This window comes from Absiella sp. AM09-50, from assembly GCF_003433845.1.
Taxonomy (GTDB): domain Bacteria; phylum Bacillota_I; class Bacilli_A; order Erysipelotrichales; family Erysipelotrichaceae; genus Hoskinsella; species Hoskinsella hominis.
Genome location: NZ_QVFI01000002.1, coordinates 58,486 through 80,585, shown reverse-complemented (window position 1 = coordinate 80,585; position 22,100 = coordinate 58,486). Strand labels below are relative to the sequence as shown.

Genomic DNA, 22,100 nt, shown 5'->3' with positions numbered 1-22,100 from the left:
ATAACTGAAATCAGGAAAAAATGTAAAAAAAGATGATTTTTATGCAAATACGGATTTTTGCATTCCTTTTGAATATCCATCATAATAGATAAAAAGAAAGGAATGATGAAAATGAACGTAGTAGCATTTGTAGGTAAAGTAAAAGAGATGCCGGTATTGAAAGAATCCAATGCAGGCAATAAGTTTGCGACCATGATCATGGAGGTTAACCGTAACTTTCAAAACAGTGATGGAACCCTTGATACAGATAAGATATCTGTGACGTTATGGAAGGGAATTGCAGAAACAACGATCAATACCTGCCGTCCGGGTGACTGGATTTCTGTAAAAGGTAGATTACAGGCACATGAATATGAAGGCAGAGATGGCATGATGCGCAGTGCATATGATATCATTGCAGAACATGTATCTATATTGCAATAAAAAAACAACCAAATCGGTTGTTTTTTTTAAGACTATCTGTTGTAGAATTCTACTACAAGCAGTTCGTTGAATTCCTGGTTTAATTCAGAACGTTCTGGAAGACGAAGGTAAGTACCTTTCTTAGCGTCTTTGTCAACGTCAACGAATGCTACAGTATTTAAGCTAGCTTCTAAAGCTTCTGTGATAGCTTTCATGTTTTTAGATTTTTCTTTAACTTCGATTGTCATACCAGGTTTACATACGAAACTTGGGATATCAACTTTTTTACCATTTACTAAAATGTGTCCGTGGTTAACCAGCTGACGAGCTGCACGACGAGTTCTAGCAAATCCTAAACGGTAAACGATGTTATCTAATCTTGATTCAAGTAATGCTAAGAAGTTGTCGCCCTTAACACCTTTCATTTTACTAGCTTTCTGGAAAGTGTTATAGAACTGACGTTCATTTAAGCCATACATGAAACGAATTTTCTGTTTTTCACGTAACTGCATACCATAGTTGGTAAGTTTTACACGTTTTGTAGGTCCGTGCTGACCAGGTGCATAAGCACGTTTCTGTAATTCTTCTCCAGTTTCTAAAATTGAGAAACCAAGACGGCGGGATGTTTTCCAAACCGGTCCATTAATTCTTGACATTTTATGTCCTCCTTATTGTTTTATAAGCTATAAAACAATAACAGTACGATACAAATCATCATTACACTGTGTTTCTGCTCACGATATCTTCGCCTGGCAGCCAGGTTACACAATATCCCGTATAACACGTCAGAAACGCTAAACTATGCAAGACTTTGTATGCTGCTATCAATTTTACGCCACTTTACTATAACAAATCTAACTTTTGTTGTCAATCAATTTTCAGGATTATTTTCTTATATTTCCTATTTAAATTACGTTTTATAACGGAGAAAAATATGATACAATATAGGCAATGAGAAATAAAGAGGTGTCGGCATGGAAAACTTTATCAACAATATCAAAAACGTCGTTTCAATTGATATACTGATTTACATTATTATCGCATTGATCGCATTGATTATTTTGACGATTGTCATTATGGCGTTAAGAAAAAAGAAAGCACGTAAAATGCTGGAAGATATGGAACTTCGATATAACACATTGAAAGGTGTGCCACTGGCATTTAAACTGAATAAAGCAGTTGCTTTATCCCGTGTAAATGAAATGATAGCAGAAGCAGTGGACAGCTGTAAGAGTGCTTTTGATATCGTACAGGAAAAACTAAAGGATTGTAGTGTACAGTTAGCGGAAATTGATGATTTGATTTATGTACACAAAAGCAAAAAAGCCAGAAATAAAATGCAGGAGTTGGAGGAAGATCTGAAAGTATGTGAAGAAAACGTAAATAAGATCAATGAAACACTGGATGGAATTCTGGAGCAAGAAAACGAACAACGTGTGCATATCAATCGTTTAAAAGAGAAATTCCGTTCATTGAAGAAAAAAATCGCAGATAATAAAACTTCTTATAATCAAAGCAATGAATATCTGGATAAAGAAATCGTACGTATAGAAAAGATGTTCTCATCTTTTGAAGAATGGATGTTTGCGTCTGAATTTAATAAAGCAGCAGATCAGCAAAAAGAAATCGGTGATGCTATCAAGGCATTAGAAGAATTAACAGATGTATTGCCTTCTATGTATGAACGTGCGAAAGGTGTTTTGCCAAGAGCAATCGATGAAGTGGGATACAATTATGCACAAGCTAGAAATAAAGGCATTTATTTAGAACATTTAGAAGTAAAACGTAATTTGGAAGTTATCAGCGATATGCTGAAGAATGATTTAAATAAATTGAGAAATGGAGATCCACAGGGTGTTCATGAAGATTTGAATGATTGTGAAAAACGTATTGTTCAGCTGCAAGAACAGATTTCCAAAGAAGAAAAAGCATTTGAAGAGGTCAGCAGTAATATTGATATCCTTTATGATAGTATTCGTACCATCAATCAGGATGTAGAAGATATCGAAAAGCTGTATGGAAAAGTTTATGAACGTTTTGGCTTTGAAAACTGGACATTGCGTTTGAAAGAAACAAGTGAAAAGCTGGCAGCATTAAATGATATGAAACGCAGTGTTGATAGAATTATGAGTGAACATAGTGTACCATATTCTACCTTGCTTATCAGTTATCGTGAACTTGAACAAAGTACTGCAGTGTTTGCTGGTGAAGTTGTGGAGATGAAAACTAAGCTGAACAACGCATGTAGTGATGAAGAACGTGCGAAAAAACAGCTTGTAAAATTACAGTTGATTGTAAATGAGATTCAGGTGAAAATGCGTAAACACAGACTTCCTAGCGTATCACAGAAATACGAAGAAGATCTGCATAAAGCAGAGCGCATGATCAAAGATATCAAAGTGATTTTAGACAACTCTCCATTGGATGTGAAAGAGCTGAATAAAGAATTGAAAGTTGCAATTGATTATATTTATACCTTATACAATAGTGTGAATAATCTGGTTGGTATGGCAATTATGGTTGAAAATACGATTGTATTTGGTAACCGTTACCGCAGTACGTATCCTGAAATAGATTCAGAATTAACACGTGCAGAACTGTGTTTCCGTAACGGACAATATACAAAGGCTTTAAAGATTGGTATCCAGTGTATTGAAAAAATGCATCCGGGAGCATATGAAAAACTAATCAATAAAGACGACACAAGTTTATTACGACAGGAGGCATAAAAGATGATTTATTTAGATTATGCTTCAACAACGCCAATACGTAAAGAAGTATTAGATACATATACAATGTTATTATCAAAATATTATGGGAATAGTGATTCTTTACATGATATCGGACGTGAAAGTGCCAGATTGATGGAACAAAGCCGTGCAAATATTGCACAGCTTTTCCATGTTCAGAAAGATGAGATATTTTTCACTTCCTGTGCAAGTGAATCTAACAATTATGCGACAAAAGCATATGCATGGGCAAATCAAAGAAAAGGCAAACATTTGATTACGACCTGTGTGGAGCACAGTTCTATTACCAATGCAATGAAACAGTTAGAGGAAAGCTTTGGCTTTGAAGTGACGTATTTACCAGTCAATGAGAAAGGCGTTGTTTCTTTAGAAGATTTAAAGAAAGCATTACGTAAAGATACCATATTAGTATCTATGATGATGGTAAACAATGAAACAGGGGCAATCAATCCAATCAAGGAATGTGCTGATTATGTTCATCAAAATTCACGGGCAGCTTTTCATATGGATGGGGTACAGGCATTAGGAAAAATTCCGGTAGATTTAAAAGATGTAGATATGGCTACTTTTTCTGCGCATAAAATCTATGGTCTAAAGGGCAGCGCCTTATTTTATAAGAAGAAAAACATACAGGTTTTGCCTTTAATCAGTGGTGGTCAACAGGAAGAAGGACTTCGTGCAGGCACTAGCAATGCGCCAGCGGATATCGTATTGGCTAAGACATTGCGTTTAGCACTGGAAAGTCTGAATGACAATTATACCTATGTAAAAAAACTGAATACATGGCTTCGGGAAGCATTATCAACATGTGAAGATATTGTGATCAACTCACCAGAAGTGACATCTCCTTATATATTAAATATATCTGTGTTGTGTATTGGCAGTGAGGTAATGTTGAATGCTTTAAATGATAAAGGGTTTGCGGTATCTGCGCAAAGCACCTGTTCATCAAAGAGTAAAGCAATATCCCATGTATTATTGGAAATGGGACTTGGGGAATTAAGGGCAACACATGCCATACGTATTTCCATGTCACATATGACCACAATGGAGGAATTAGAATTATTCGTGAAAGCAATCAAGGAGGTTATTCATGACTATCGAACAAAATAAACTACAATACGACCATATATTGGTGCGTTTTGGAGAATTAAGTACAAAAGGAAAGAACAAAAAAGATTTTATCAAGCGTCTATTAACCAATGTGAAAAATGCATTGCGTGATTATGACAAATTAACTTATGAGCGTACTCATGATCGTATGTATATCATGCTGCATGGGGAAGATCCACATGAAGTAAGTGAACATTTACAGAAAGTATTTGGTATTTCTTCATTTTCATTTGCGATAAAAGTTGCGACCGATATTGAAGAAATGAAGAAAACAGCATTGATCATTGCCCAGCAAAGCGACGCAGAAACATTCAAAATCATTGCACGCAGAAGCTTTAAGCGTTTTCCAATGATTTCTGATGAAATCAATCGTGAATTAGCGGGAGAAATCCTGCGCAACACATCTTTACGCGTAAATGTAAAAGAACCACAGCTTCGTATTCAGGTGGAGGTACATGAATTTGATACCTATATCATGACCGGCAAAATTGCTGGTGCAGGTGGATATCCTGTTGGTGTAGGTGGAAAAGGAATGGTCATGCTTTCTGGAGGAATTGATTCACCAGTCGCAAGCTATCTGACGATGAAGCGTGGCGTTGCAATTGAATGCATTCATTATGCATCTCCACCATATACCAGCAAAGCGGCTCAGGAAAAAGTTTTACAGTTAGCCACAAAACTTGCGCCATACCAGGGGCATATCCGTGTACATATTGTACCATTTACGGATTTACAGCTTGCCATTTACCAAAACTGTGATGAGTCTTATGCAATTACCATTATGCGACGTATGATGTATCGTATTGCCCAGCGTTTAGCTGAGAAACAAAACTGTCTAGCGATTGTGAACGGTGAAAGTATTGGACAGGTTGCCAGTCAGACATTAGAAAGCATGCAGACAATCAACTGTGTAACCAATATGCCAGTGATTCGTCCAGTGGCATGTCTTGATAAATTAGAAATCATCGACATTGCGAAGAAGATTGATACATATGATATCTCTATTCAGCCTTTTGAAGACTGCTGTACGATCTTTACTCCAAAAAATCCAGTGACAAAGCCTACAATACACAAGGCGGAACATCTGGAATCCAGATTTGACTGGGATAAATTAATTGATGAATGCATAGAAAAAACAGAGAGCATCAATTTATATCCAACCAGCAAGATTGGTGAAGAAGATAACGAAAATATTTTTTAGTATAAATCTTGAAATCATCTCCATACTATTATCGAGGTGATAAAAATGGAAAGAAGAAATCAGCATAACGAACAAGTTCAACAGGACTTATATCAGTACGAAATGGGTATTGAATTAGGCGCAGATGTAGAATCTGAAAAGAGAAACCATCAGCGTGAATATGATGTTGAAAATTGCGGAAAAGACTTCAAAAACGAAGCCAACAACAAAATGAACAACAATCAGAGAAACAATAACCAGAACAACAACAAGTTCAACCAGAACCAGGATCGTTAATAAAGGAGAAGGATTTTTCAATTCAGAAGAATCCTTCTTTTTTTGTCGTCTGAGGTATGGTAAAATAAGAAAGAATGGAGAGAAGAAAATGTTAGAATGTCCAAAATGTAAAAGTGAATTAATAAAAACGAAACACTGTTATCAATGTGTGAACCATCACAGCTTTGATATAGCCAAACGCGGGTATGTTAATCTTTTGTTAGGCAATCATAAAGCAACCGGGGATGATAAGGAAATGGTGAAGGCGAGAACGATTTTTTTAAGCCATGGATACTATGCTCCTTTAAAAAATCGTTTGATTGAACTATTAAAAGATAAACAAATAAAGACACTGGCAGATGCAGGATGTGGTCAGGGCTTTTATACCAATGCCATACATGACGCATTACAATGTGATACCTATGGCTTTGACTTATCCAAATATGCAGTGGATGAAGCTTGTAAAGCACACAATGGGGTATTTTATGGTGTGTGCAATATTTTTCATATGCCATTATCAGATGAAAGCTGTGATAGCGTACTATCTGTATTTGCGCCAGTGGATATGAAAGAAAATGCCAGGGTGTTAAAACCAGGTGGATACTTTATCAAAGTAGGACCTGGTCCTAAACATCTGTTGGAAATGAAACAGGAGCTATATAAAGATGTATATGAAAATACTGTAGAAACTGGTTATGCAGGGTTTACATTATGTCATGAAGAACTGTTGGAATACACCATTGATTTACAAAATGCACATGATATCAAAGCATTATTTCAAATGACACCTTACTATTGGCGTACACCAAAGGAAAGCGTGGAACATCTGCTTTCTTTATCTGCGTTGACCACAAGGGTATCATTTCATATTACGATATATCGAAAGGAAGAGGCATGATGGATAGGAAAACAATGATACAATCGTACTTTGAAAGCTGGCTGATACAAGATCGTACGATCTGGCCGGAAATATTTTCAAATGATATTACATATTATGAATGTTATGGACCGTATTATCGAGGATTGGAGCAAATACTCAAATGGTTTGATGAATGGATGCGTTTTGGGAAAGTGATCGTATGGGATATTCATGATTATATGGAATGCGGCAATAAAAGTATTGTGACATGGTATTTTCAAACATTATATGATGGAGATGAAGATGCTTTTGAGGGTGTATCTTTGATCACTTTTGATGAATTTGGCCGGATATGTGAAGTGAGAGAATATCAATCCACACTGCCACATGTAGAAATTACCATGAAATAGCTTTTATAAACAATTTTGCTATGATATAATAAACAAGAATGTAATGAGAAAGGCGGAATTTAATAATGGCATTTGAATCATTAAGTGATCGTTTACAGAAAACGTTTAAAAATATAACAGGAAAAGGTAAGTTAACAGAAAAAAATATGAATGACATGCTACGTGAAGTACGTATGTCTTTATTGGAAGCGGATGTCAACTATGGTGTCGTTAAAGATTTTATTGCCCGTGTAAAAGAAAAAGCAATGGGCACGGAAGTTATGACATCATTAAATCCTGGACAGATGGTCGTAAAAATCGTTCATGATGAAATCGTTGATTTACTTGGAACGCAGGATGCGCCATTAAATTATAAGGCAATGGGTCTAACAACCATCATGATGGTTGGTTTACAGGGTACTGGTAAAACCACAGCCAGTGCAAAAATTGCGAATGTAATCAAAAAGAAACAAAGCCGTAATCCATTATTGGTTGCATGTGATGTAATTCGTCCAGCTGCAATCGAACAGTTAAAAACACTAGGAGAAACCATCGGTGTTGAGGTTTTCTCTTTAGGTGTAGAAACAAAAGCATTGGAAACTGCTCAGAAAGCAATGGCGTATGCACAGGAAAAAGGCTATGATACGGTGATTTTTGATACCGCCGGCCGTTTGCATATCGATGAAGAACTAATGCAGGAATTACAGGATATCAAAGCATATGTACATCCAGATGATATCTTATTGACAGTGGATGCAATGACTGGTCAGGATATCGTCAATGTGGCAAACAGTTTCCATGAACAATTGGATGTAACAGGTCTTGTTTTAACAAAGCTTGATGGTGATTCTCGTGGCGGTGGAATTTTATCTGTACGTGCAATTACCAATGTACCTGTTAAATTCGTTGGTTTAGGTGAAAAAATTGAAGATTTGGATGTATTCCATCCAGATCGTATGGCAGATCGTATTCTGGGTATGGGAGATATCTTATCACTTGTGGAACAGGCACAGGAAAAGATGGATATGGAAGCAAGTGCAAAGAGTGCAAATCGTATGATGAATGGTCAATTTACTTTGACTGATATGCTGGTACAATATGAACAAATTGAAAAAATGGGTTCATTAGGGGGCATGATGAAGCTGATTCCTGGCTTCTCACAGATGGCAGGGCAGATTGATGAAGATAAAGCAGACAGTAAATTAAAGAAAAGTAAAGCCATCATTTTGAGTATGACACCAGAGGAACGTGAAAATCCTAGTATCTTAAGAGCAAGCCGCAAAAATCGTATTGCCAAAGGTAGTGGAACAAGCGTTGCGGATGTTAATCGCTGTATCAATGAATTTGAAAAAATGAAGACTGTTATGAAGCAGATGTCCAGTATGGCAAAAGGTGGCAAAATGCCTGGTATGGGTGGCATGGGTGCTCTTGGTGGCATGAAACAAATGCGTGCTATGAATAAAGCCATGAAAAAAAATAAGAAAAGAAGATAGAAAGTAAGGAGAAATCCTTGCTTTTTCTATGGAATACGAAAAAAATGCAAGGTGTAAAGTAAAAATACTTGACACCCTTAAAATCTATGGTATACTAAGACAGGTAAAAAGATAAATAGGAGGAATTAACATGGCTGTTAAATTAAGATTAAAAAGAATGGGTTCTAAAGGAAAACCTTTCTACAGAATAGTAGCTGCTGACTCACGTTCACCTAGAGATGGACGTATTATCGAAGCAATCGGTACTTACAATCCAACAACAAACCCTGCAAACGTTACATTAAATGAAGAACTTGCAATGAAATGGTTGAACGATGGTGCTCAGCCTACAGATACAGTTCGTAACATCCTGTCAAAACAGGGTATCATGAAACGTTTCCACGAAGAAAAAAACGCTAAATAATCATGATCGATTACGAAAAAGTTTTATTGGATCTTGTAAAACCGATGGTAGAAGACAAGACGAACGTTTCCGTTAAACAGATGGATTCTTTAGACGACAACGAAATTTTACTGTATGTATACGCAAACAGTGAAGATGTTGCACGTTTAATTGGACGTCGTGGTATGATGGCAAGCAGTATTCGTCAAATGATGTCTGTGGCATCACGTAAAGAAGATAAACGTGTAACCATCAAGTTTGAATCTTATTAGGATGCACAATGCATCCTTTTTTTGGAGGAATAATATGAAACAGATAAAAATCGGTGTTTTAGTGAATACACATGGATTAAAAGGGGAAGTAAAAGTAAAACCAATGACAGACTTTCCTGATATCCGTTTTCAGAAGGGCAATACAATCAATATCCAATATCAGGATAAATTGATTCCGGTTGCAATTAAACATGTTAGAGAACAGAAGGATTTGCTGCTATTGACATTTGAAGAATATGATGACATCAATCAGGTGGAACCTTTTAAGGGCAGCGTATTAAGTATAGATGAATCACAGTTACATGAACTGGAAGAAGATGAAGCTTATTATTTTGAACTTCAGGATTGTGAAGTATATGATGAAACAGATCATTTGATCGGTACCGTTTGTGAAGTAATTGAAACAGGTGCGAATGCAGTTCTTCGTGTAAGGGGAGAAAGAGAATATCTGATTCCTTATGTGAAAGCATTTGTTACAGACTTTGACGCGCAAACAAAACGTATCACAGTAAAGATGGTGGAGGGTTTATGAAAATAACCATATTGACCCTGTTTCCAGAATTTTTTGACAGCTTTCAAGCAACATCAATTATCAAACGGGCATTAGATCGTCAGCTCGTTGAATTTGAAACCGTTGATTTTCGCCAATATACCTTAGATAAACATAATCACGTGGATGATACACCATGTGGTGGTGGGCAGGGTATGCTGCTATCTTGTCAACCAATCGTGGATTGTATCAAAGCCGTAAAAACAGAAGGCTCTTTGGTTGTTATGATGTCACCACAGGGAAAAACGTTCACGCAGAAAGTGGCACATGAATTCGCAAATGTAAACCATTTGATTTTATTGTGTGGACACTATGAAGGTTTTGATGAACGTATTCGAGATTATGTCGATATGGAAATCAGCTTGGGCGATTTTGTATTGACAGGTGGAGAAGGGGCAGCTATGGTAATATCCGATGCAGTAATCCGTCTGTTGAATGGTGTGATTCTGGAAGAAAGCCATGCAGATGATTCTTTTGAAAATGGATTGTTAGAGTATCCTCAATATACAAGACCTGTAGAATACGATGGAAAGCGTGTGCCAGATGTATTGTTAAGTGGACATCATGCCAATATACGTAAATGGCGGTTAAAACAATCATTGATCAGAACGATGGAAAAACGCCCGGATTTATTAGAAAATCGTGTATTTACAAAAGAAGAAGAGAAATTAATGCAGGAAATCAAGGCAGAACGTGCCTTAGAGAAAGAAAAGTAAAATAAACAGGTAATAAAATCAATAATATAAATTATGTAAAATCACTTTTCAATTACTATTGAAAATGGTATGATTAATACATGAAAGTACCCGTAAACTTTCTTAATAACGACGACAAAAAACAGATGTAAAAAAATGAAAAAAACAATTGCAAAGACGATGATCCTATGATATTATTATAAAGCCTATTGGCACGCGGTTCCGCTGAACATATTCTGATTTATGAACCTCAACGTAATATATGATAGAAAAGGAGCGCCGTGAATTATGAACATGCAATTAGTTAACGAAGTAACAAAATCACAATTGAAGAAAGATGTACCTTTCTTTAAGCCAGGTAGCACTGTACGTGTACACGTTAAGATCAAGGAAGGTGACAAGTCACGTATCCAGATCTTCGAAGGATTGGTAATCTCTAAACAGGGTGGAGGAATCGCTGAAAACTTCACAGTTCGTAAGATTTCTAACCAGATTGGTGTAGAAAGAACTTTCCCTATCCATTCTCCAATTGTTGAGAAAATTGAAGTTGTACGTAACGGTAAAGTTAGAAGAAATAAATTATTCTACTTACGTGGACGTTCAGGAAAAGCTTCTCGTATCAAAGAAATTCGTTAGTAAAGGAAAAGTCGGGTGTCTACTCGACTTTTTCATTAGCTTTTTCGCCTACTGGAGGAATGAAAGATGGCTCGCGAAAACAACAGACATAAAGGAGATTCCAAAGAAACCTTAGGAAAAGTGATCGCTTCAAATTTGTTTTCTTTATTGAAAATCTTTTTGTTGTGTCTTGTCGCAGTCTATGGAACATTTAATTATCTTGTGAAACCAACATGGATCTATGGGGTAAGTATGTATCCAACATTAAAAGATGGTGCTTTTGTGGTAAGCAATGCCTTTGTGGGACATTTTATGGATGTTCACCGACAGGATATTGTCATTGCCTATGATTCAAAATTTGCGCCAGTCGTGATTGTAAAACGTGTCATTGGCCTTCCAGGAGATACCATTTATGCGAAAAACGACATTGTATATGTTAATGGAAAGCCATTAGATGAGCCATATCTAGAAAGTGACTATGCCAGAACGTTTCGAGAACTGCAAGGCAGCTTTACAAGTGACTTTGGTCCGGTCACATTAGGGGAGGACGAATATTTTCTGATGGGGGATAATCGTGTGAAATCAGAAGATTCCCGTGTGCGGGGACCAATCAAACGTGACGCAATCAAGGCATGTGGTACCTTTGTCATACTGAAGGGAAAATAATAGGAGTAGTTTATGAAAAATCGAAAAGAAAAAAAACAAAGGGATCGCTTGGATATTCTTTTGACGATTTGTGATTATGCAAGGGTTTTTGTGATTGCGATATTGATTTCCCTGCTGGTATTCACCTTTGGTGTTAGAAAAAAAGTAGTATCCGGAAACAGTATGTATCCCATACTGCAGGATAAAGAAGATGTATTGATCAATGTGGCCGCTAGCTATCTGACAAGTATTGACCGTTTTGATGTGGTAGTGGTAAAAAATGAAAATGAAGAACATGATCTATGGGTAAAACGTGTCATTGGCCTTCCAGGTGAAACCATTGCCTACAAAGATGGAAAACTGTACGTTAATCATCAGGTGGTAGAAGAAACATTTTTAGATACAACATATATGGAAAAGGCAATGAAAGAAAAATCCCTTTCTGTATTTACACAGGACATGGAGGAAATAACACTTCAAAAGGATGAATACTTTCTGGCTGGAGATAATCGTGTAAATTCATTAGACAGCCGTACACCAAGTGTTGGTCCTTTTCATAGAAATCAAATCATTGCGAAAGGTGTACTGGTGTATTCACCTTTGTCGAAAGTGAGGTATATATCAGATGGAAAATAAAGAAAGTAAAATACGTATTCAATGGTTTCCCGGTCATATGACCAAAGCAAAACGGGAAATGCAGGAAAAGATGAAGATGGTAGACATGGTCATTGAATTAAGAGATGCCCGTATACCGAATGCCAGCAAAAATCCGATGATTGAAGAATTATGTGGACAAAAGCCACATCTGATCATCTTATCTAAAAAAGATAAAGCGCAGGATGTGATCACCAAAAAATGGATGGATGCATTAAGTAATGAAACTACCAAAGTCATTGCCTTAGATATCATCAAAGAAAATATCACACCCAAAGTAGTCGCAGCCAGTAAGGAGCTGATGAAAGCGAAGATTGATCGTATGATCAAGCGTGGCATACGCCCGCGTGCAATCCGTGCGATGGTGGTCGGTGTACCTAATGTTGGAAAGAGCACCTTTATCAATCGTATTGCGAAAAAGAAAGTTGCAGTGACAGGTGATCGCCCTGGGGTAACAAGATCGCTTCAATGGTCAAAGGTTAACCAGGATTTAGAATTATTAGATACTCCGGGTGTATTATGGCCAAAATTTGAAGATGAAACCGTAGGTGTACTATTGGCTATTACAGGAGCCATACGTGATGAAATTCTTCCATTGGAAGAAATTGCGGCATGGGCAATGCGTTATCTGATTGCCCATCATCCAGACGCACTTGTCAAGCGTTATGGTGTAGAAATCTGTGATAATCCATATGAGATGTTGGAACGAGTTGCCAGAAAACGGGGATTTATGCGTAATCAGGAAATGGATGAAAAACGTACCATTGAAACATTCTTAAGAGAGATTAGAGATGACAAGCTGGGCGCAATCAGCTGGGAGGTACCAAATGAAATGTGAAAATGAATATGAAATCGCATGGTGGAACCAGGGAAAAAAGAAAATCATAGGAATTGATGAAGCAGGACGAGGACCAATTGCTGGTCCTCTTGTTGTAGCTGCAGTTAGTTTTCCTGTTGGTTTTTCCCATGAAGAGATTTATGATTCAAAAAAAGTAAGTGAAAAGAAGCGAAAACGTTTATTTAAAGAAATCATTACGTTGGCAAGTGAATATCATATCGCCATCATTGAGCCACCAATCATTGATGAACTGAATATTTATCGTGCAACCCAAAAGACTATGCAAAAGTTAAGTGAAATGTTTGTAGACGGGGATGGGGTGTTGACAGATGCGATGCCTCTTCCTGAAAATAAGCTGGATGTCATATCCTTGGTAAAAGGTGATCAAAAAAGTGTTAGCATTGCGGCAGCCAGTATTTTAGCCAAAGTCACGCGTGATGGCATCATGCAGGCATATGATAAACAATATCCCCAATATGGTTTTGGCAAACATAAAGGATATCCAACAAAAGGTCATATAGAAGCTTTGCATACTTATGGTGTGATAGAAAAACTATACCGGAAAAGCTATGGACCTGTCGCAGAAATGAATCAATTGACACTGGATATTTAGAAATAAAATAAGAAAAATAAGAAATATAAAAATATGATTGCAAAAAAATAAGAAAGAGAATATAATGAAGATAAGAAAGGTGGTGGCAGTATGTTAGAATGGGTGAAAGGCAATGTGTACACGCTGGTATTGACATTATATCCCAACAACATAACGCTGAACAGCAGCGCTGCTTCTTACTTCAAGGATGTAAGATGGTCGATGATTGGACTGGATAAGGAAACACATCTACTGGCAATTAAGCCGGTAACAAAAAGAGAGGTGGATCTGCAATTAGTACCTTTGGATCAATTGCATAAGGTATCTGTTGGAAAAGGTTATGCAAGGATTTCAAATAAGACGATCATCGAAGAAATATCGTATATGATTGATGCAGATATTGATGGGCTAAAAGTAAATGCTACATTTGATGAGAAGGAAAATATGCTGATTGCAGATTTATCGCTTCTCGTAAAAGACAAGGGGTGAAATTATGATAACTTTCATTTGGATTGCCATTAGTGTTGGTGCTGTGGTACTAGAGCTGATCACACCAACGGCCTTAGTCAGTATATGGTTTGCTGTAGGTGGCATCATTGCAGTTATCTTGGCTGCATTAAACATGCCATTATGGCTTCAGATTGCAGCATTCGTCATTGTATCTTTTGTCAGCATGCTGGTGGTAAGACCAGTCGCTTCCCGTTATCTTCGTGGAAATACCGTTGCGACAAACGCTGATCGCTGTATTGGCGAAATTGGAATCGTGACAAGAAAAATCAGTGAAGATGCATGGGGAGAAGTGAAGGTAAATGGTGCATTATGGAGTGCTGTTTCCGTAGAACATGATACAATCGAAGAACATGAAGAAGTAAAAGTAGTCGCTATTGAAGGTGCTAAACTGCTTGTTAGAAAAGTGGTTTAACATAGATAAAAAAGGAAAGACAGGTGAGTTATATGAGTTTATTTTGGATTATTGTATTAGTAATTTTAGCATTGATTGTCATTGGATTATTTGCATATCTTGTACGTATCGTGCCACAGGCAAAAGCGTACGTTATTGAACGTTTGGGTGCTTATCATACAACTTGGAATACCGGGGTGCATTTTTTAGTACCATTTATTGATCGTGTATCTAATAAAGTGACCTTAAAAGAAGTTGTAAAAGATTTCGCGCCACAGCCAGTTATCACAAAAGATAATGTTACGATGCAAATCGATACCGTTGTTTATTTTGCGATTACCGATCCTAAACTTTATACGTATGGTGTCGTAGGACCAATCACAGCAATTGAAAATCTTACAGCAACAACTTTGCGTAATATCATTGGTGAACTGGAATTGGATGAAACATTGACATCTCGTGATATCATCAATACAAAGATGCGTGCGATTTTGGATGAGGCAACAGATCCTTGGGGCATCAAGGTAAATCGTGTAGAAGTAAAAAACATCATTCCACCACGTGATATTCAAGAAGCCATGGAAAAACAGATGCGTGCAGAACGTGAACGTCGTGAATCTATCCTTCGTGCGGAAGGGGATAAACGTAGTGCTGTTTTAACTGCTGAAGGTGAAAAAGAAGCTATGGTACTGCGTGCAACTGCAAAGAAAGAAGCAATGATTGCGGAAGCTGAAGGTCAGGCACAGGCAATGGAAAGAATCTATCAGGCACAGGCTCGTGGTATTGAAATGATTAAAAATGCCAACCCTACAAAAGAATATTTAAGCTTAAAGAGTCTGGAAACTTATGAAAAGATGGCAGATGGCAAAGCTACAAAGATCATTGTGCCAAGTGAACTTCAAAACATGGCCAGTGTATTAACCAGTGCTAGAGAAATCTTGATTGATGATGCTGAAAAAGAAGTAGAAACATTGATCAAAGGTAAAAAATAAGGAAGAAAAAGCAGGTATTTGAAAAAATATCTGTTTTTTTAAAACTTTTTTAGGATTTTCACACCTTTTTTACGTATATAAATAGTAGGAGGTGTTTTTTTTATGAGAGAAAAGCTTTTGTATTATGCGGTAAAGTATGATGGTGATTATCAAAAGATCAAAAAAGCCATAGAGAAGGATGAACCATGGGAGAAGATTACCTATGATGGTTGTTACCTGACCATAGTGGATGCGATGTATCCAAAGAAACTCAAACGGCTGCAATATGCGCCATGGGTATTGTTTTATGAAGGGGATCTTTCTTTGATGGAGCGTAATGCGTGTGGGATTGTAGGCAGTCGAAATGTATCTGCATATGGAGCACAAATGTGTCGTATCATCACAAATATTTTGAAAGAAAAATATACCATTGTATCCGGTCTTGCCAAAGGGGTAGATGCTTTATCTCATCGATATGCATTAGATACCCATACCATCGCCGTCATCGGCTGTGGCTTAGATGTAATATATCCCAAAGAAAATGCATGGCTGTATGATAAAATACGCAAACAGCATTTACTATTGAGTGAGTATCCCAAAGGCAGTAAGCCTTTTGCTTATCATTTTCCATGGCGAAATCGTATCCTGGTTGGTTTAAGTGATCAATTGGTTGTGGTAGAAGCCCGTAAACGAAGTGGAACCATGATCAGTGTAAATGAAGCGCTCGCAATTGATATACCAGTATATTGTGTGCCACATGACTTTTTGAAAAAGGAAGGAGAGGGGTGCAATCTACTCATATCCCAAGGGGCGAATATCCTAGTGGATGAAGAAGATATTCGCAACATTTGAAATAAAATGTTTGACAAAATCAAAATATACGCTAATAATAGGATACGTATATTTTATCAAGTAGGAGGCTATAATGAAAAATTTAGTAATTGTGGAATCACCTTCCAAATCTAAAACAATAGAAAAATATTTGGGGGAAGACTTTCATGTCGTTTCTTCCAAAGGACATATTCGTGACCTTGCGACAACAGGGAAAGGCGGCTTGGGGATTGATGTTGATCATGACTTTGAGCCAACCTATAAAATCAGTACAGACAAAAAAGCAGTCGTTAAAGAATTAAAAGAACTGGCAAAGAAAAGTGAACAAGTGTATCTAGCAAGTGACCCCGACCGTGAAGGAGAGGCAATTGCATGGCATTTGGCAAATGTATTAGAACTGGATATGGATCAGGATAATCGTATCATTTTTCATGAAATCACGAAGAATGCAGTGACAGATGCTTTTCAGCATCCAAGGAAAATCGATCAGAATCTTGTGAAATCACAAGAAGCAAGACGTATGCTGGATCGTATCATCGGATTTAAATTAAGCAAGCTGTTACAAAGTAAGATCAAAAGCAAGAGTGCTGGCCGTGTACAATCTGTCGCATTGCGTTTGATTGTAGAACGTGAAAATGAAATTCGTGCATTTAAGAGTGAAGAATACTGGACACTTGCGGCAAATATCACAAAAGATGGCAAGATGTTTGCGGCTTCTTTAAATAAGGTAGATGGAAAAAAAGCTGAACTGAAAAATCAAGAACAGGTAGATGCCATCATCAATCGCTGTCAGGATGATTTTACAGTAGCCAAGATTGAGAAAAAGGTTCGTAAAAAAGAAGCAAAAATGCCTTTTATCACTTCTACATTACAGCAGGAAGCAAGTACAAAGCTTGGCTTTGGCGCAAAAAAGACCATGCAGATCGCTCAAAAGCTGTATGAAGGTATTGCATTAAAAGGCGGCTCACCAGAAGGTTTGATTTCCTATATGCGTACCGATTCTACACGTTTAAGTGATATCTTCGTAAAAGATGCAGAAGATTACATCGAACAAACATATGGAAAAGAATATAAAGGAAAAGCCAAACAAAAAAACAGCGAAAACGCACAGGATGCCCATGAAGCTATTCGTCCAACCAATATTTTAAATACACCAGAATCTGTGAAAGAATATTTGACGAATGATCAATATAAGTTATACAAACTGATCTATGCACGTACACTTGCATCCTTAATGGCACCTAGTAAATCTGATGTTGTTAATGCGCAGATCGTATGTAATGGCTGTGAATTTAGTGCAAATGGATCAATCTTGACATTTGATGGTTATTTAAAAGTATATAGTGCTTATGAAAGTGTAAAAGATGAAATGCTGCCTGCCTTAAATGAAGCAGAAATATTAAAAGAAGTCGAGCTGGAAGGCAAACAGCACTTTACAGAACCACCACTTCGTTATAGTGAAGCACGTTTGATCAAAGATCTAGAAGAAAAAGGTATTGGACGTCCTAGTACGTATGCCATTATCATTGATACCTTACAGGCAAGAGGCTATGTTTCATTAGAACGTGCCAGCGAAGGCAGTAAGACAAAGGTGTTTTTCCCAACAGAACAGGGAGAATTAACTGATACCAAACTACAGGAGTTTTTCAGTGGAATCATCAACGTTTCTTATACGGCGGATATGGAGCATCATTTAGATGAAATCGCAGCTGGTAAACGTGACAATATTGAAGAAGTGCGTACCTTCTATCATGAATTTGAACCATTGCTTGAAAACGCATATGAAAACATGGAAAAGAAGGAATTAGAACGTACAGGAGAAATGTGCCCGGAATGTGGCAGTGAATTGGTCTATCGTGTGGGACGCTATGGTAAATTCATCTCTTGTATTAACTTTCCTACCTGCCGTTATACCAAGGGAGAAGAGGATGATGAAAATCCTACAGATGAAGTATGTCCAAAATGTGGTGGAAAATTAGTGACCAAAAAAGGACGTTTCGGTTCATTTTTAGCGTGTGCAAATTATCCTGAGTGCAAATATATCAAAAGCAACAAGCCAAAAGAAGAACCTGTACCTACAGGAGAAATGTGTCCAGAATGCGGGCATGAATTGGTACAGCGTAAATCACGCTTTGGCACAACTTTCATTGGATGTAGCAATTATCCAAAATGCCGTTATATCAAAAAAGAACCTAAGAAAACAAAAGAAAAAGACGAAACAGAAGAAAAAAAGACAACAGCCAAGAAAACCACAAAGGCAAAAACAACAAAAGCTAAGACGACAAAGAAAACCACAACCAAAAAAGTGGTAAAGAAAAAATCTGAAGCAGAAAAGGAAGCGTAAAATATGCAGAAAGTAACTATTATCGGCGCAGGACTTGCGGGAAGTGAAGCTTGTTATCAGCTGATCAAACGAGGCATACCCGTACGTTTGATTGAAATGCGCCCTGTTCATACATCGCCTGCGCATCAAAGTGATCGTTTTGCGGAGCTGGTATGCAGTAACTCTCTGCGCTCTGATTCTTTAAATAATGCAGTAGGTATTTTAAAAGAAGAAATGCGTCATTTAGATTCTTTGATCATGAAATGTGCAGATGAACACCGCGTTCCTGCAGGCAGTGCCCTGGCAGTCGATCGTGTTGGCTTTGCGCAGGCAGTGACTGATTATCTAAGTCAGCATCCCTTAGTAGAAGTCGTGCATGAAGAAGTTGATCAGATACCTGAAGGACCGCTGATCATTGCCAGTGGACCATTAACCAGTGATGCATTAGCAAAAGCAATTCAGGAATATACCCATGAAGATTATTTTCATTTCTATGATGCCGCAGCACCAATTATTGAAAAAGACAGCATTGATTTTTCCAAGGCTTATATCAAATCACGTTATGATAAAGGTGAGGCAGCTTATATCAACTGTCCTATGACAAAGGAAGAATTTGATGCATTTTATCAGGCGTTGATTCATGCGGAAACTGCAGAATTACATGACATTGATCATCAAACATATTTTGAAGGCTGTATGCCATTTGAAGAAATGGCAAGACGGGGAGAAAAAACATTGTTATTTGGACCAATGAAGCCGGTAGGCTTGGAAAAGCCAGATGGTACTTTGCCCTATGCTGTTGTTCAACTGCGTCAGGATAATGCCGTGGCAACTTTATATAATGTGGTAGGATTTCAGACGCATTTAAAATGGGGAGAACAAAAACGTATTTTATCTATGATCCCGGGACTGGAAAATGTATCCATCGTTCGCTATGGCGTCATGCATCGAAACTCCTATCTATGTGCACCTAAGGTATTAAGAGAAACGTATCAGCATGTGTGTCGGGATGATTTATTTTTTGCTGGTCAGCTAACTGGTGTAGAAGGCTATGTAGAAAGTGCTGCTAGTGGATTGCTGGCTGGCTTAAATATGGCAAATCTAATCAAGGGCAAACCTGCAGTTGCACTACCGGATACCTGTGTGATTGGTTCTATGGCACATTACATCACACATGCATCTGCGAAATACTTCCAGCCAATGAATGCCAATTTCGGTATCATGACATTGAAAGAAAAAGTCAAAAAGAAAGATCGAAAAGAAGCATTTGGTAAACAGGCATTAGCCGTTATTGATGAATATAAGGAGCAATTTACAGACTAATGTACCCCTCTGTATTTGAAAATTATCTTGACCGGTTTTTAGACTATAATCAAGCCATGAATACCGGCAGTATTCATACCTTGGATGCATATCGTCGTGATATCTGTGAGTATTTTGACTTTTTGATGGCAGAAGGTATAGAAAGCTTGGAGGATGTGGATCGTAAAATCGTTATGAACTTTATTTCTTCTTTACGTATGAAAGATGGTCAATATGGTACGTTGAAGAATTCCACCATCGCAAGAAAACTATCTTCTCTTCGCTCTTTCTATCGCTATCTGAATGAGTATATTGGTATAAAAACCAATCCGTTTCTTTATATGAAATCACCCAAGCAGGGAAGAAGGATTCCAGAATTTCTTTTTCTAGATGAAATGGAGTTGTTTTTGAATTCATTCGATGAACATGATGATGCAGCCATTCGTGATCGCGCAATGTTTGAGATTATGTATGCCTGTGGTCTGCGTGTAAGTGAAGTGGTCAATCTGCGCTTTGATGATATTGATTTTAATGATCAAATATTGCGAATCCTTGGTAAAGGAGATAAAGAGCGTATTGTACCTTTCTATAAACAGGCAGGCGATCAGATCCAGTATTATGTTGGACATGTACGTAGCAAATGGGTCATAAAGGAACATGGCTTTGTATTCGTCAATCAGCGTGGAGCAAAAATGACAACACGTGGGGTACAGTATCGGATGCAACAGCAGGCAAACCAATGCGATTTACATATCCATATACATCCACATATGTTTCGCCACAGCTTTGCGACACATTTGTTAGATAATGGGGCTGATTTGCGCCTGGTTCAGGAATTATTAGGGCATGCCTCTTTGTCTACCACACAGATTTATGTGCATGTAAGCAAGGAAAGATTAAAAAACGCTTACTTTGCGGCACATCCTCGAGCAAAAAAGTAGGAAAAATTAAGAAAAGTATTTGAAACAATAGAAAAATATGGTATAATCAACAATGGCGTTTAGAAATACGTCAATACACACATCATGGATTCGCATGGCCCGTGCTTTAGCTGAATGAATCAGCAATGATAAGTTGCCATGGTTTGAAATGATGGAGGTTAAACGGAAAGTGAGGAAATTTAAATGTCAGTAGTAACAATGAGAAAATTATTGGAATCTGGTGTACACTTTGGACATCAGACACGTAGATGGAACCCTAAAATGAAACCAAACATCTACGCAAGCAGAAATGGTGTGTATATCATCAACCTTGAAAAATCAATGGAACAGATCGATACTGCATACGCTGCAATGAGAGATATCGCTGAAAAAGGCGGTAAAGTATTATTCGTAGGAACTAAAAAACAGGCACAGGCTGTGGTTGTGGAAGAAGCTTTACGTTCAGGAAGTTTCTTTGTTAACCAGAGATGGCTTGGTGGATTGCTTACAAACTTCCGTACAATTCAGAAACGTGTAAAACGTTTGGTTGAAATTGAAGAAATGGAAGCTAGTGGCGTATTAGATGTATACCCTAAGAAAGAAGTTGCTCAGATCAAGAAAGAAAAAGCAAAACTGGAAAACTTCTTAGGTGGTATCAAAGAAATGAAAAAACTGCCAAACGCATTGTTTGTTATCGATCCAAAAGAAGAACACAATGCTGTAGCAGAAGCTAAAAAATTAGGTATCCCTGTATTTGCTATGGTAGATACAAACTGTGATCCTGAAATGGTAGATTACCCAATCGCTTCTAATGATGATGCTATCCGTTCAGTAAAACTGATCACTACTTTGATGGCTGATGCAATCGTTGAAGCTAAAGGTGGATTATTAAGTGTAGCTCACAATGTAGATGAAAACGAAGAAGATGTAACAATGAAAGATGTTATCATCAACGTTGAAGAACAGATCGCTGAAAACGAAAGACGTCGTCGTCAGAGAAATGAAGAAAGAAGAAACCGTCGTCCTTATGATCGTAACCGTAACGGACGTGGTGGAAAAGCTCCTTACCAGAAACGTGAAAACGTTAAACCTGCTGAAACTACAAATGAAGAAGCAAAACCAGCTGAAACTCCAGCTGCTGAATAAT

Annotated in this window: 26 protein-coding genes; 25 read left to right on the top strand and 1 reads right to left on the bottom strand. The window is 37.6% G+C overall.

From position 1 onward, the window contains the following. The first annotated feature begins 111 nt into the window (after positions 1 to 111). Positions 112 to 423: a single-stranded DNA-binding protein gene (locus DW114_RS02855; RefSeq protein WP_117452227.1), complete on the top strand. Its 312-nt coding sequence runs from the start codon at positions 112 to 114 to the stop codon at positions 421 to 423. Positions 424 to 455: 32 nt separating this feature from the next. On the opposite strand, the gene rpsD is transcribed toward DW114_RS02855, so the two are convergent. Further along, positions 456 to 1,058, bottom strand: coding sequence for a 30S ribosomal protein S4 (gene rpsD, locus DW114_RS02850; protein WP_117452225.1), 603 nt, complete (start codon positions 1,056 to 1,058; stop codon positions 456 to 458). 318 nt (positions 1,059 to 1,376) lie between these two features. Between rpsD and DW114_RS21450 the strand changes: the two genes are divergently transcribed. From DW114_RS21450 to rpsB, 24 genes are all read left to right on the top strand, one after another. Further along, complete coding sequence (locus DW114_RS21450; RefSeq protein WP_117518938.1) at positions 1,377 to 3,131, top strand: septation ring formation regulator EzrA; 1,755 nt, start codon at positions 1,377 to 1,379, stop codon at positions 3,129 to 3,131. A 3-nt stretch (positions 3,132 to 3,134) separates the two neighbouring features. Beyond that, a complete protein-coding gene (locus DW114_RS21445; protein ID WP_117518939.1) occupies positions 3,135 to 4,265 on the top strand; it encodes a cysteine desulfurase family protein in 1,131 nt (376 codons plus the stop codon). Further along, entirely contained in the window at positions 4,246 to 5,466 is a 1,221-nt protein-coding gene (gene thiI / locus DW114_RS02840; RefSeq protein ID WP_117452223.1) for a tRNA uracil 4-sulfurtransferase ThiI, read from the top strand. Before DW114_RS21445 ends, thiI begins: the two co-directional genes overlap by 20 nt. Positions 5,467 to 5,511: 45 nt before the next feature. Continuing rightward, a complete protein-coding gene (locus DW114_RS02835) occupies positions 5,512 to 5,742 on the top strand; it encodes a hypothetical protein (RefSeq protein ID WP_117452221.1) in 231 nt (76 codons plus the stop codon). Between the two features lie 88 nt (positions 5,743 to 5,830). Then, on the top strand, positions 5,831 to 6,619 hold the full coding sequence (locus tag DW114_RS02830; protein ID WP_117452219.1) for a putative RNA methyltransferase: 789 nt from the start codon (positions 5,831 to 5,833) through the stop codon (positions 6,617 to 6,619). Beyond that, the gene (locus DW114_RS02825; protein ID WP_117452217.1) at positions 6,616 to 6,990 is read left to right on the top strand and encodes a nuclear transport factor 2 family protein; all 375 of its coding nucleotides are present in this window, start codon (positions 6,616 to 6,618) and stop codon (positions 6,988 to 6,990) included. Before DW114_RS02830 ends, DW114_RS02825 begins: the two co-directional genes overlap by 4 nt. 65 nt (positions 6,991 to 7,055) lie before the next feature. Further along, positions 7,056 to 8,462, top strand: a complete 1,407-nt coding sequence (ffh, locus tag DW114_RS02820) for a signal recognition particle protein (protein ID WP_117452215.1) — start codon at positions 7,056 to 7,058, stop codon at positions 8,460 to 8,462. A gap of 130 nt (positions 8,463 to 8,592) precedes the next feature. Beyond that, positions 8,593 to 8,865, top strand: a complete 273-nt coding sequence (rpsP, locus tag DW114_RS02815) for a 30S ribosomal protein S16 (protein WP_117452213.1) — start codon at positions 8,593 to 8,595, stop codon at positions 8,863 to 8,865. Between the two features lie 2 nt (positions 8,866 to 8,867). Next, on the top strand, positions 8,868 to 9,116 hold the full coding sequence (locus DW114_RS02810; RefSeq protein WP_117452211.1) for a KH domain-containing protein: 249 nt from the start codon (positions 8,868 to 8,870) through the stop codon (positions 9,114 to 9,116). Positions 9,117 to 9,150: 34 nt separating this feature from the next. After that, positions 9,151 to 9,648, top strand: a complete 498-nt coding sequence (gene rimM, locus DW114_RS02805; RefSeq protein WP_117452209.1) for a ribosome maturation factor RimM — start codon at positions 9,151 to 9,153, stop codon at positions 9,646 to 9,648. Beyond that, complete coding sequence (gene trmD, locus DW114_RS02800; RefSeq protein ID WP_117452207.1) at positions 9,645 to 10,382, top strand: tRNA (guanosine(37)-N1)-methyltransferase TrmD; 738 nt, start codon at positions 9,645 to 9,647, stop codon at positions 10,380 to 10,382. Before rimM ends, trmD begins: the two co-directional genes overlap by 4 nt. Before the next feature lie 267 nt (positions 10,383 to 10,649). After that, on the top strand, positions 10,650 to 10,997 hold the full coding sequence (gene rplS, locus DW114_RS02795) for a 50S ribosomal protein L19 (protein WP_117452205.1): 348 nt from the start codon (positions 10,650 to 10,652) through the stop codon (positions 10,995 to 10,997). Between the two features lie 66 nt (positions 10,998 to 11,063). Next, the gene (gene lepB / locus DW114_RS02790) at positions 11,064 to 11,642 is read left to right on the top strand and encodes a signal peptidase I (protein WP_117452203.1); all 579 of its coding nucleotides are present in this window, start codon (positions 11,064 to 11,066) and stop codon (positions 11,640 to 11,642) included. A 12-nt stretch (positions 11,643 to 11,654) separates the two neighbouring features. Continuing rightward, positions 11,655 to 12,257 carry a signal peptidase I gene (lepB, locus tag DW114_RS02785; protein ID WP_117452201.1) on the top strand — a complete coding sequence of 201 codons (603 nt, stop codon included), beginning with the start codon at positions 11,655 to 11,657 and terminating at the stop codon, positions 12,255 to 12,257. After that, complete coding sequence (gene ylqF / locus DW114_RS02780; RefSeq protein WP_117452199.1) at positions 12,247 to 13,113, top strand: ribosome biogenesis GTPase YlqF; 867 nt, start codon at positions 12,247 to 12,249, stop codon at positions 13,111 to 13,113. Before lepB (DW114_RS02785) ends, ylqF begins: the two co-directional genes overlap by 11 nt. Beyond that, the gene (locus DW114_RS02775; protein WP_117452197.1) at positions 13,103 to 13,726 is read left to right on the top strand and encodes a ribonuclease HII; all 624 of its coding nucleotides are present in this window, start codon (positions 13,103 to 13,105) and stop codon (positions 13,724 to 13,726) included. The genes ylqF and DW114_RS02775 overlap by 11 nt, the downstream gene beginning before the upstream one ends. Before the next feature lie 90 nt (positions 13,727 to 13,816). Continuing rightward, positions 13,817 to 14,194, top strand: a complete 378-nt coding sequence (locus DW114_RS02770) for a hypothetical protein (RefSeq protein ID WP_117452195.1) — start codon at positions 13,817 to 13,819, stop codon at positions 14,192 to 14,194. 7 nt (positions 14,195 to 14,201) lie between these two features. Next, a complete protein-coding gene (locus DW114_RS02765) occupies positions 14,202 to 14,627 on the top strand; it encodes an NfeD family protein (protein ID WP_117452469.1) in 426 nt (141 codons plus the stop codon). A gap of 32 nt (positions 14,628 to 14,659) precedes the next feature. After that, the gene (locus DW114_RS02760; RefSeq protein WP_117452193.1) at positions 14,660 to 15,598 is read left to right on the top strand and encodes an SPFH domain-containing protein; all 939 of its coding nucleotides are present in this window, start codon (positions 14,660 to 14,662) and stop codon (positions 15,596 to 15,598) included. A gap of 102 nt (positions 15,599 to 15,700) precedes the next feature. Beyond that, complete coding sequence (dprA, locus tag DW114_RS02755) at positions 15,701 to 16,429, top strand: DNA-processing protein DprA (RefSeq protein ID WP_117452191.1); 729 nt, start codon at positions 15,701 to 15,703, stop codon at positions 16,427 to 16,429. A gap of 73 nt (positions 16,430 to 16,502) precedes the next feature. Then, positions 16,503 to 18,752, top strand: coding sequence for a type I DNA topoisomerase (gene topA, locus DW114_RS02750; protein WP_117452189.1), 2,250 nt, complete (start codon positions 16,503 to 16,505; stop codon positions 18,750 to 18,752). 3 nt (positions 18,753 to 18,755) lie between these two features. Beyond that, positions 18,756 to 20,054, top strand: coding sequence for a methylenetetrahydrofolate--tRNA-(uracil(54)-C(5))-methyltransferase (FADH(2)-oxidizing) TrmFO (gene trmFO, locus DW114_RS02745; protein WP_117452187.1), 1,299 nt, complete (start codon positions 18,756 to 18,758; stop codon positions 20,052 to 20,054). Beyond that, positions 20,054 to 20,974 carry a site-specific tyrosine recombinase/integron integrase gene (gene xerA / locus DW114_RS02740; RefSeq protein WP_117452185.1) on the top strand — a complete coding sequence of 307 codons (921 nt, stop codon included), beginning with the start codon at positions 20,054 to 20,056 and terminating at the stop codon, positions 20,972 to 20,974. The genes trmFO and xerA overlap by 1 nt, the downstream gene beginning before the upstream one ends. A gap of 183 nt (positions 20,975 to 21,157) precedes the next feature. After that, positions 21,158 to 22,099 (top strand): 30S ribosomal protein S2, encoded by a 942-nt coding sequence (rpsB, locus tag DW114_RS02735; protein WP_117452183.1) that lies wholly within the window; start codon positions 21,158 to 21,160, stop codon positions 22,097 to 22,099. The last annotated feature ends 1 nt before the right edge of the window (position 22,100 follow it).

What these genes read in the sequence shown, in the direction of transcription:
- trmD (WP_117452207.1), top strand. Translation starts at nt 9,645, where the DNA reads ATGAAAATAACCATATTGACCCTGTTTCCAGAATTTTTTGACAGCTTT.
- rpsP (WP_117452213.1), top strand. Translation starts at nt 8,593, where the DNA reads ATGGCTGTTAAATTAAGATTAAAAAGAATGGGTTCTAAAGGAAAACCT.
- xerA (WP_117452185.1), top strand. Translation starts at nt 20,054, where the DNA reads ATGTACCCCTCTGTATTTGAAAATTATCTTGACCGGTTTTTAGACTAT.
- DW114_RS02770 (WP_117452195.1), top strand. Translation starts at nt 13,817, where the DNA reads ATGTTAGAATGGGTGAAAGGCAATGTGTACACGCTGGTATTGACATTA.
- thiI (WP_117452223.1), top strand. Translation starts at nt 4,246, where the DNA reads ATGACTATCGAACAAAATAAACTACAATACGACCATATATTGGTGCGT.
- lepB (WP_117452203.1), top strand. Translation starts at nt 11,064, where the DNA reads ATGGCTCGCGAAAACAACAGACATAAAGGAGATTCCAAAGAAACCTTA.
- topA (WP_117452189.1), top strand. Translation starts at nt 16,503, where the DNA reads ATGAAAAATTTAGTAATTGTGGAATCACCTTCCAAATCTAAAACAATA.
- lepB (WP_117452201.1), top strand. Translation starts at nt 11,655, where the DNA reads ATGAAAAATCGAAAAGAAAAAAAACAAAGGGATCGCTTGGATATTCTT.
- DW114_RS02775 (WP_117452197.1), top strand. Translation starts at nt 13,103, where the DNA reads ATGAAATGTGAAAATGAATATGAAATCGCATGGTGGAACCAGGGAAAA.
- DW114_RS21445 (WP_117518939.1), top strand. Translation starts at nt 3,135, where the DNA reads ATGATTTATTTAGATTATGCTTCAACAACGCCAATACGTAAAGAAGTA.
- DW114_RS21450 (WP_117518938.1), top strand. Translation starts at nt 1,377, where the DNA reads ATGGAAAACTTTATCAACAATATCAAAAACGTCGTTTCAATTGATATA.
- rpsD (WP_117452225.1), bottom strand. Translation starts at nt 1,058, where the DNA reads ATGTCAAGAATTAATGGACCGGTTTGGAAAACATCCCGCCGTCTTGGT.
- trmFO (WP_117452187.1), top strand. Translation starts at nt 18,756, where the DNA reads ATGCAGAAAGTAACTATTATCGGCGCAGGACTTGCGGGAAGTGAAGCT.
- DW114_RS02835 (WP_117452221.1), top strand. Translation starts at nt 5,512, where the DNA reads ATGGAAAGAAGAAATCAGCATAACGAACAAGTTCAACAGGACTTATAT.
- rpsB (WP_117452183.1), top strand. Translation starts at nt 21,158, where the DNA reads ATGTCAGTAGTAACAATGAGAAAATTATTGGAATCTGGTGTACACTTT.
- DW114_RS02825 (WP_117452217.1), top strand. Translation starts at nt 6,616, where the DNA reads ATGATGGATAGGAAAACAATGATACAATCGTACTTTGAAAGCTGGCTG.
- dprA (WP_117452191.1), top strand. Translation starts at nt 15,701, where the DNA reads ATGAGAGAAAAGCTTTTGTATTATGCGGTAAAGTATGATGGTGATTAT.
- rimM (WP_117452209.1), top strand. Translation starts at nt 9,151, where the DNA reads ATGAAACAGATAAAAATCGGTGTTTTAGTGAATACACATGGATTAAAA.
- ffh (WP_117452215.1), top strand. Translation starts at nt 7,056, where the DNA reads ATGGCATTTGAATCATTAAGTGATCGTTTACAGAAAACGTTTAAAAAT.
- ylqF (WP_117452199.1), top strand. Translation starts at nt 12,247, where the DNA reads ATGGAAAATAAAGAAAGTAAAATACGTATTCAATGGTTTCCCGGTCAT.
- rplS (WP_117452205.1), top strand. Translation starts at nt 10,650, where the DNA reads ATGAACATGCAATTAGTTAACGAAGTAACAAAATCACAATTGAAGAAA.
- DW114_RS02760 (WP_117452193.1), top strand. Translation starts at nt 14,660, where the DNA reads ATGAGTTTATTTTGGATTATTGTATTAGTAATTTTAGCATTGATTGTC.
- DW114_RS02810 (WP_117452211.1), top strand. Translation starts at nt 8,868, where the DNA reads ATGATCGATTACGAAAAAGTTTTATTGGATCTTGTAAAACCGATGGTA.
- DW114_RS02855 (WP_117452227.1), top strand. Translation starts at nt 112, where the DNA reads ATGAACGTAGTAGCATTTGTAGGTAAAGTAAAAGAGATGCCGGTATTG.
- DW114_RS02830 (WP_117452219.1), top strand. Translation starts at nt 5,831, where the DNA reads ATGTTAGAATGTCCAAAATGTAAAAGTGAATTAATAAAAACGAAACAC.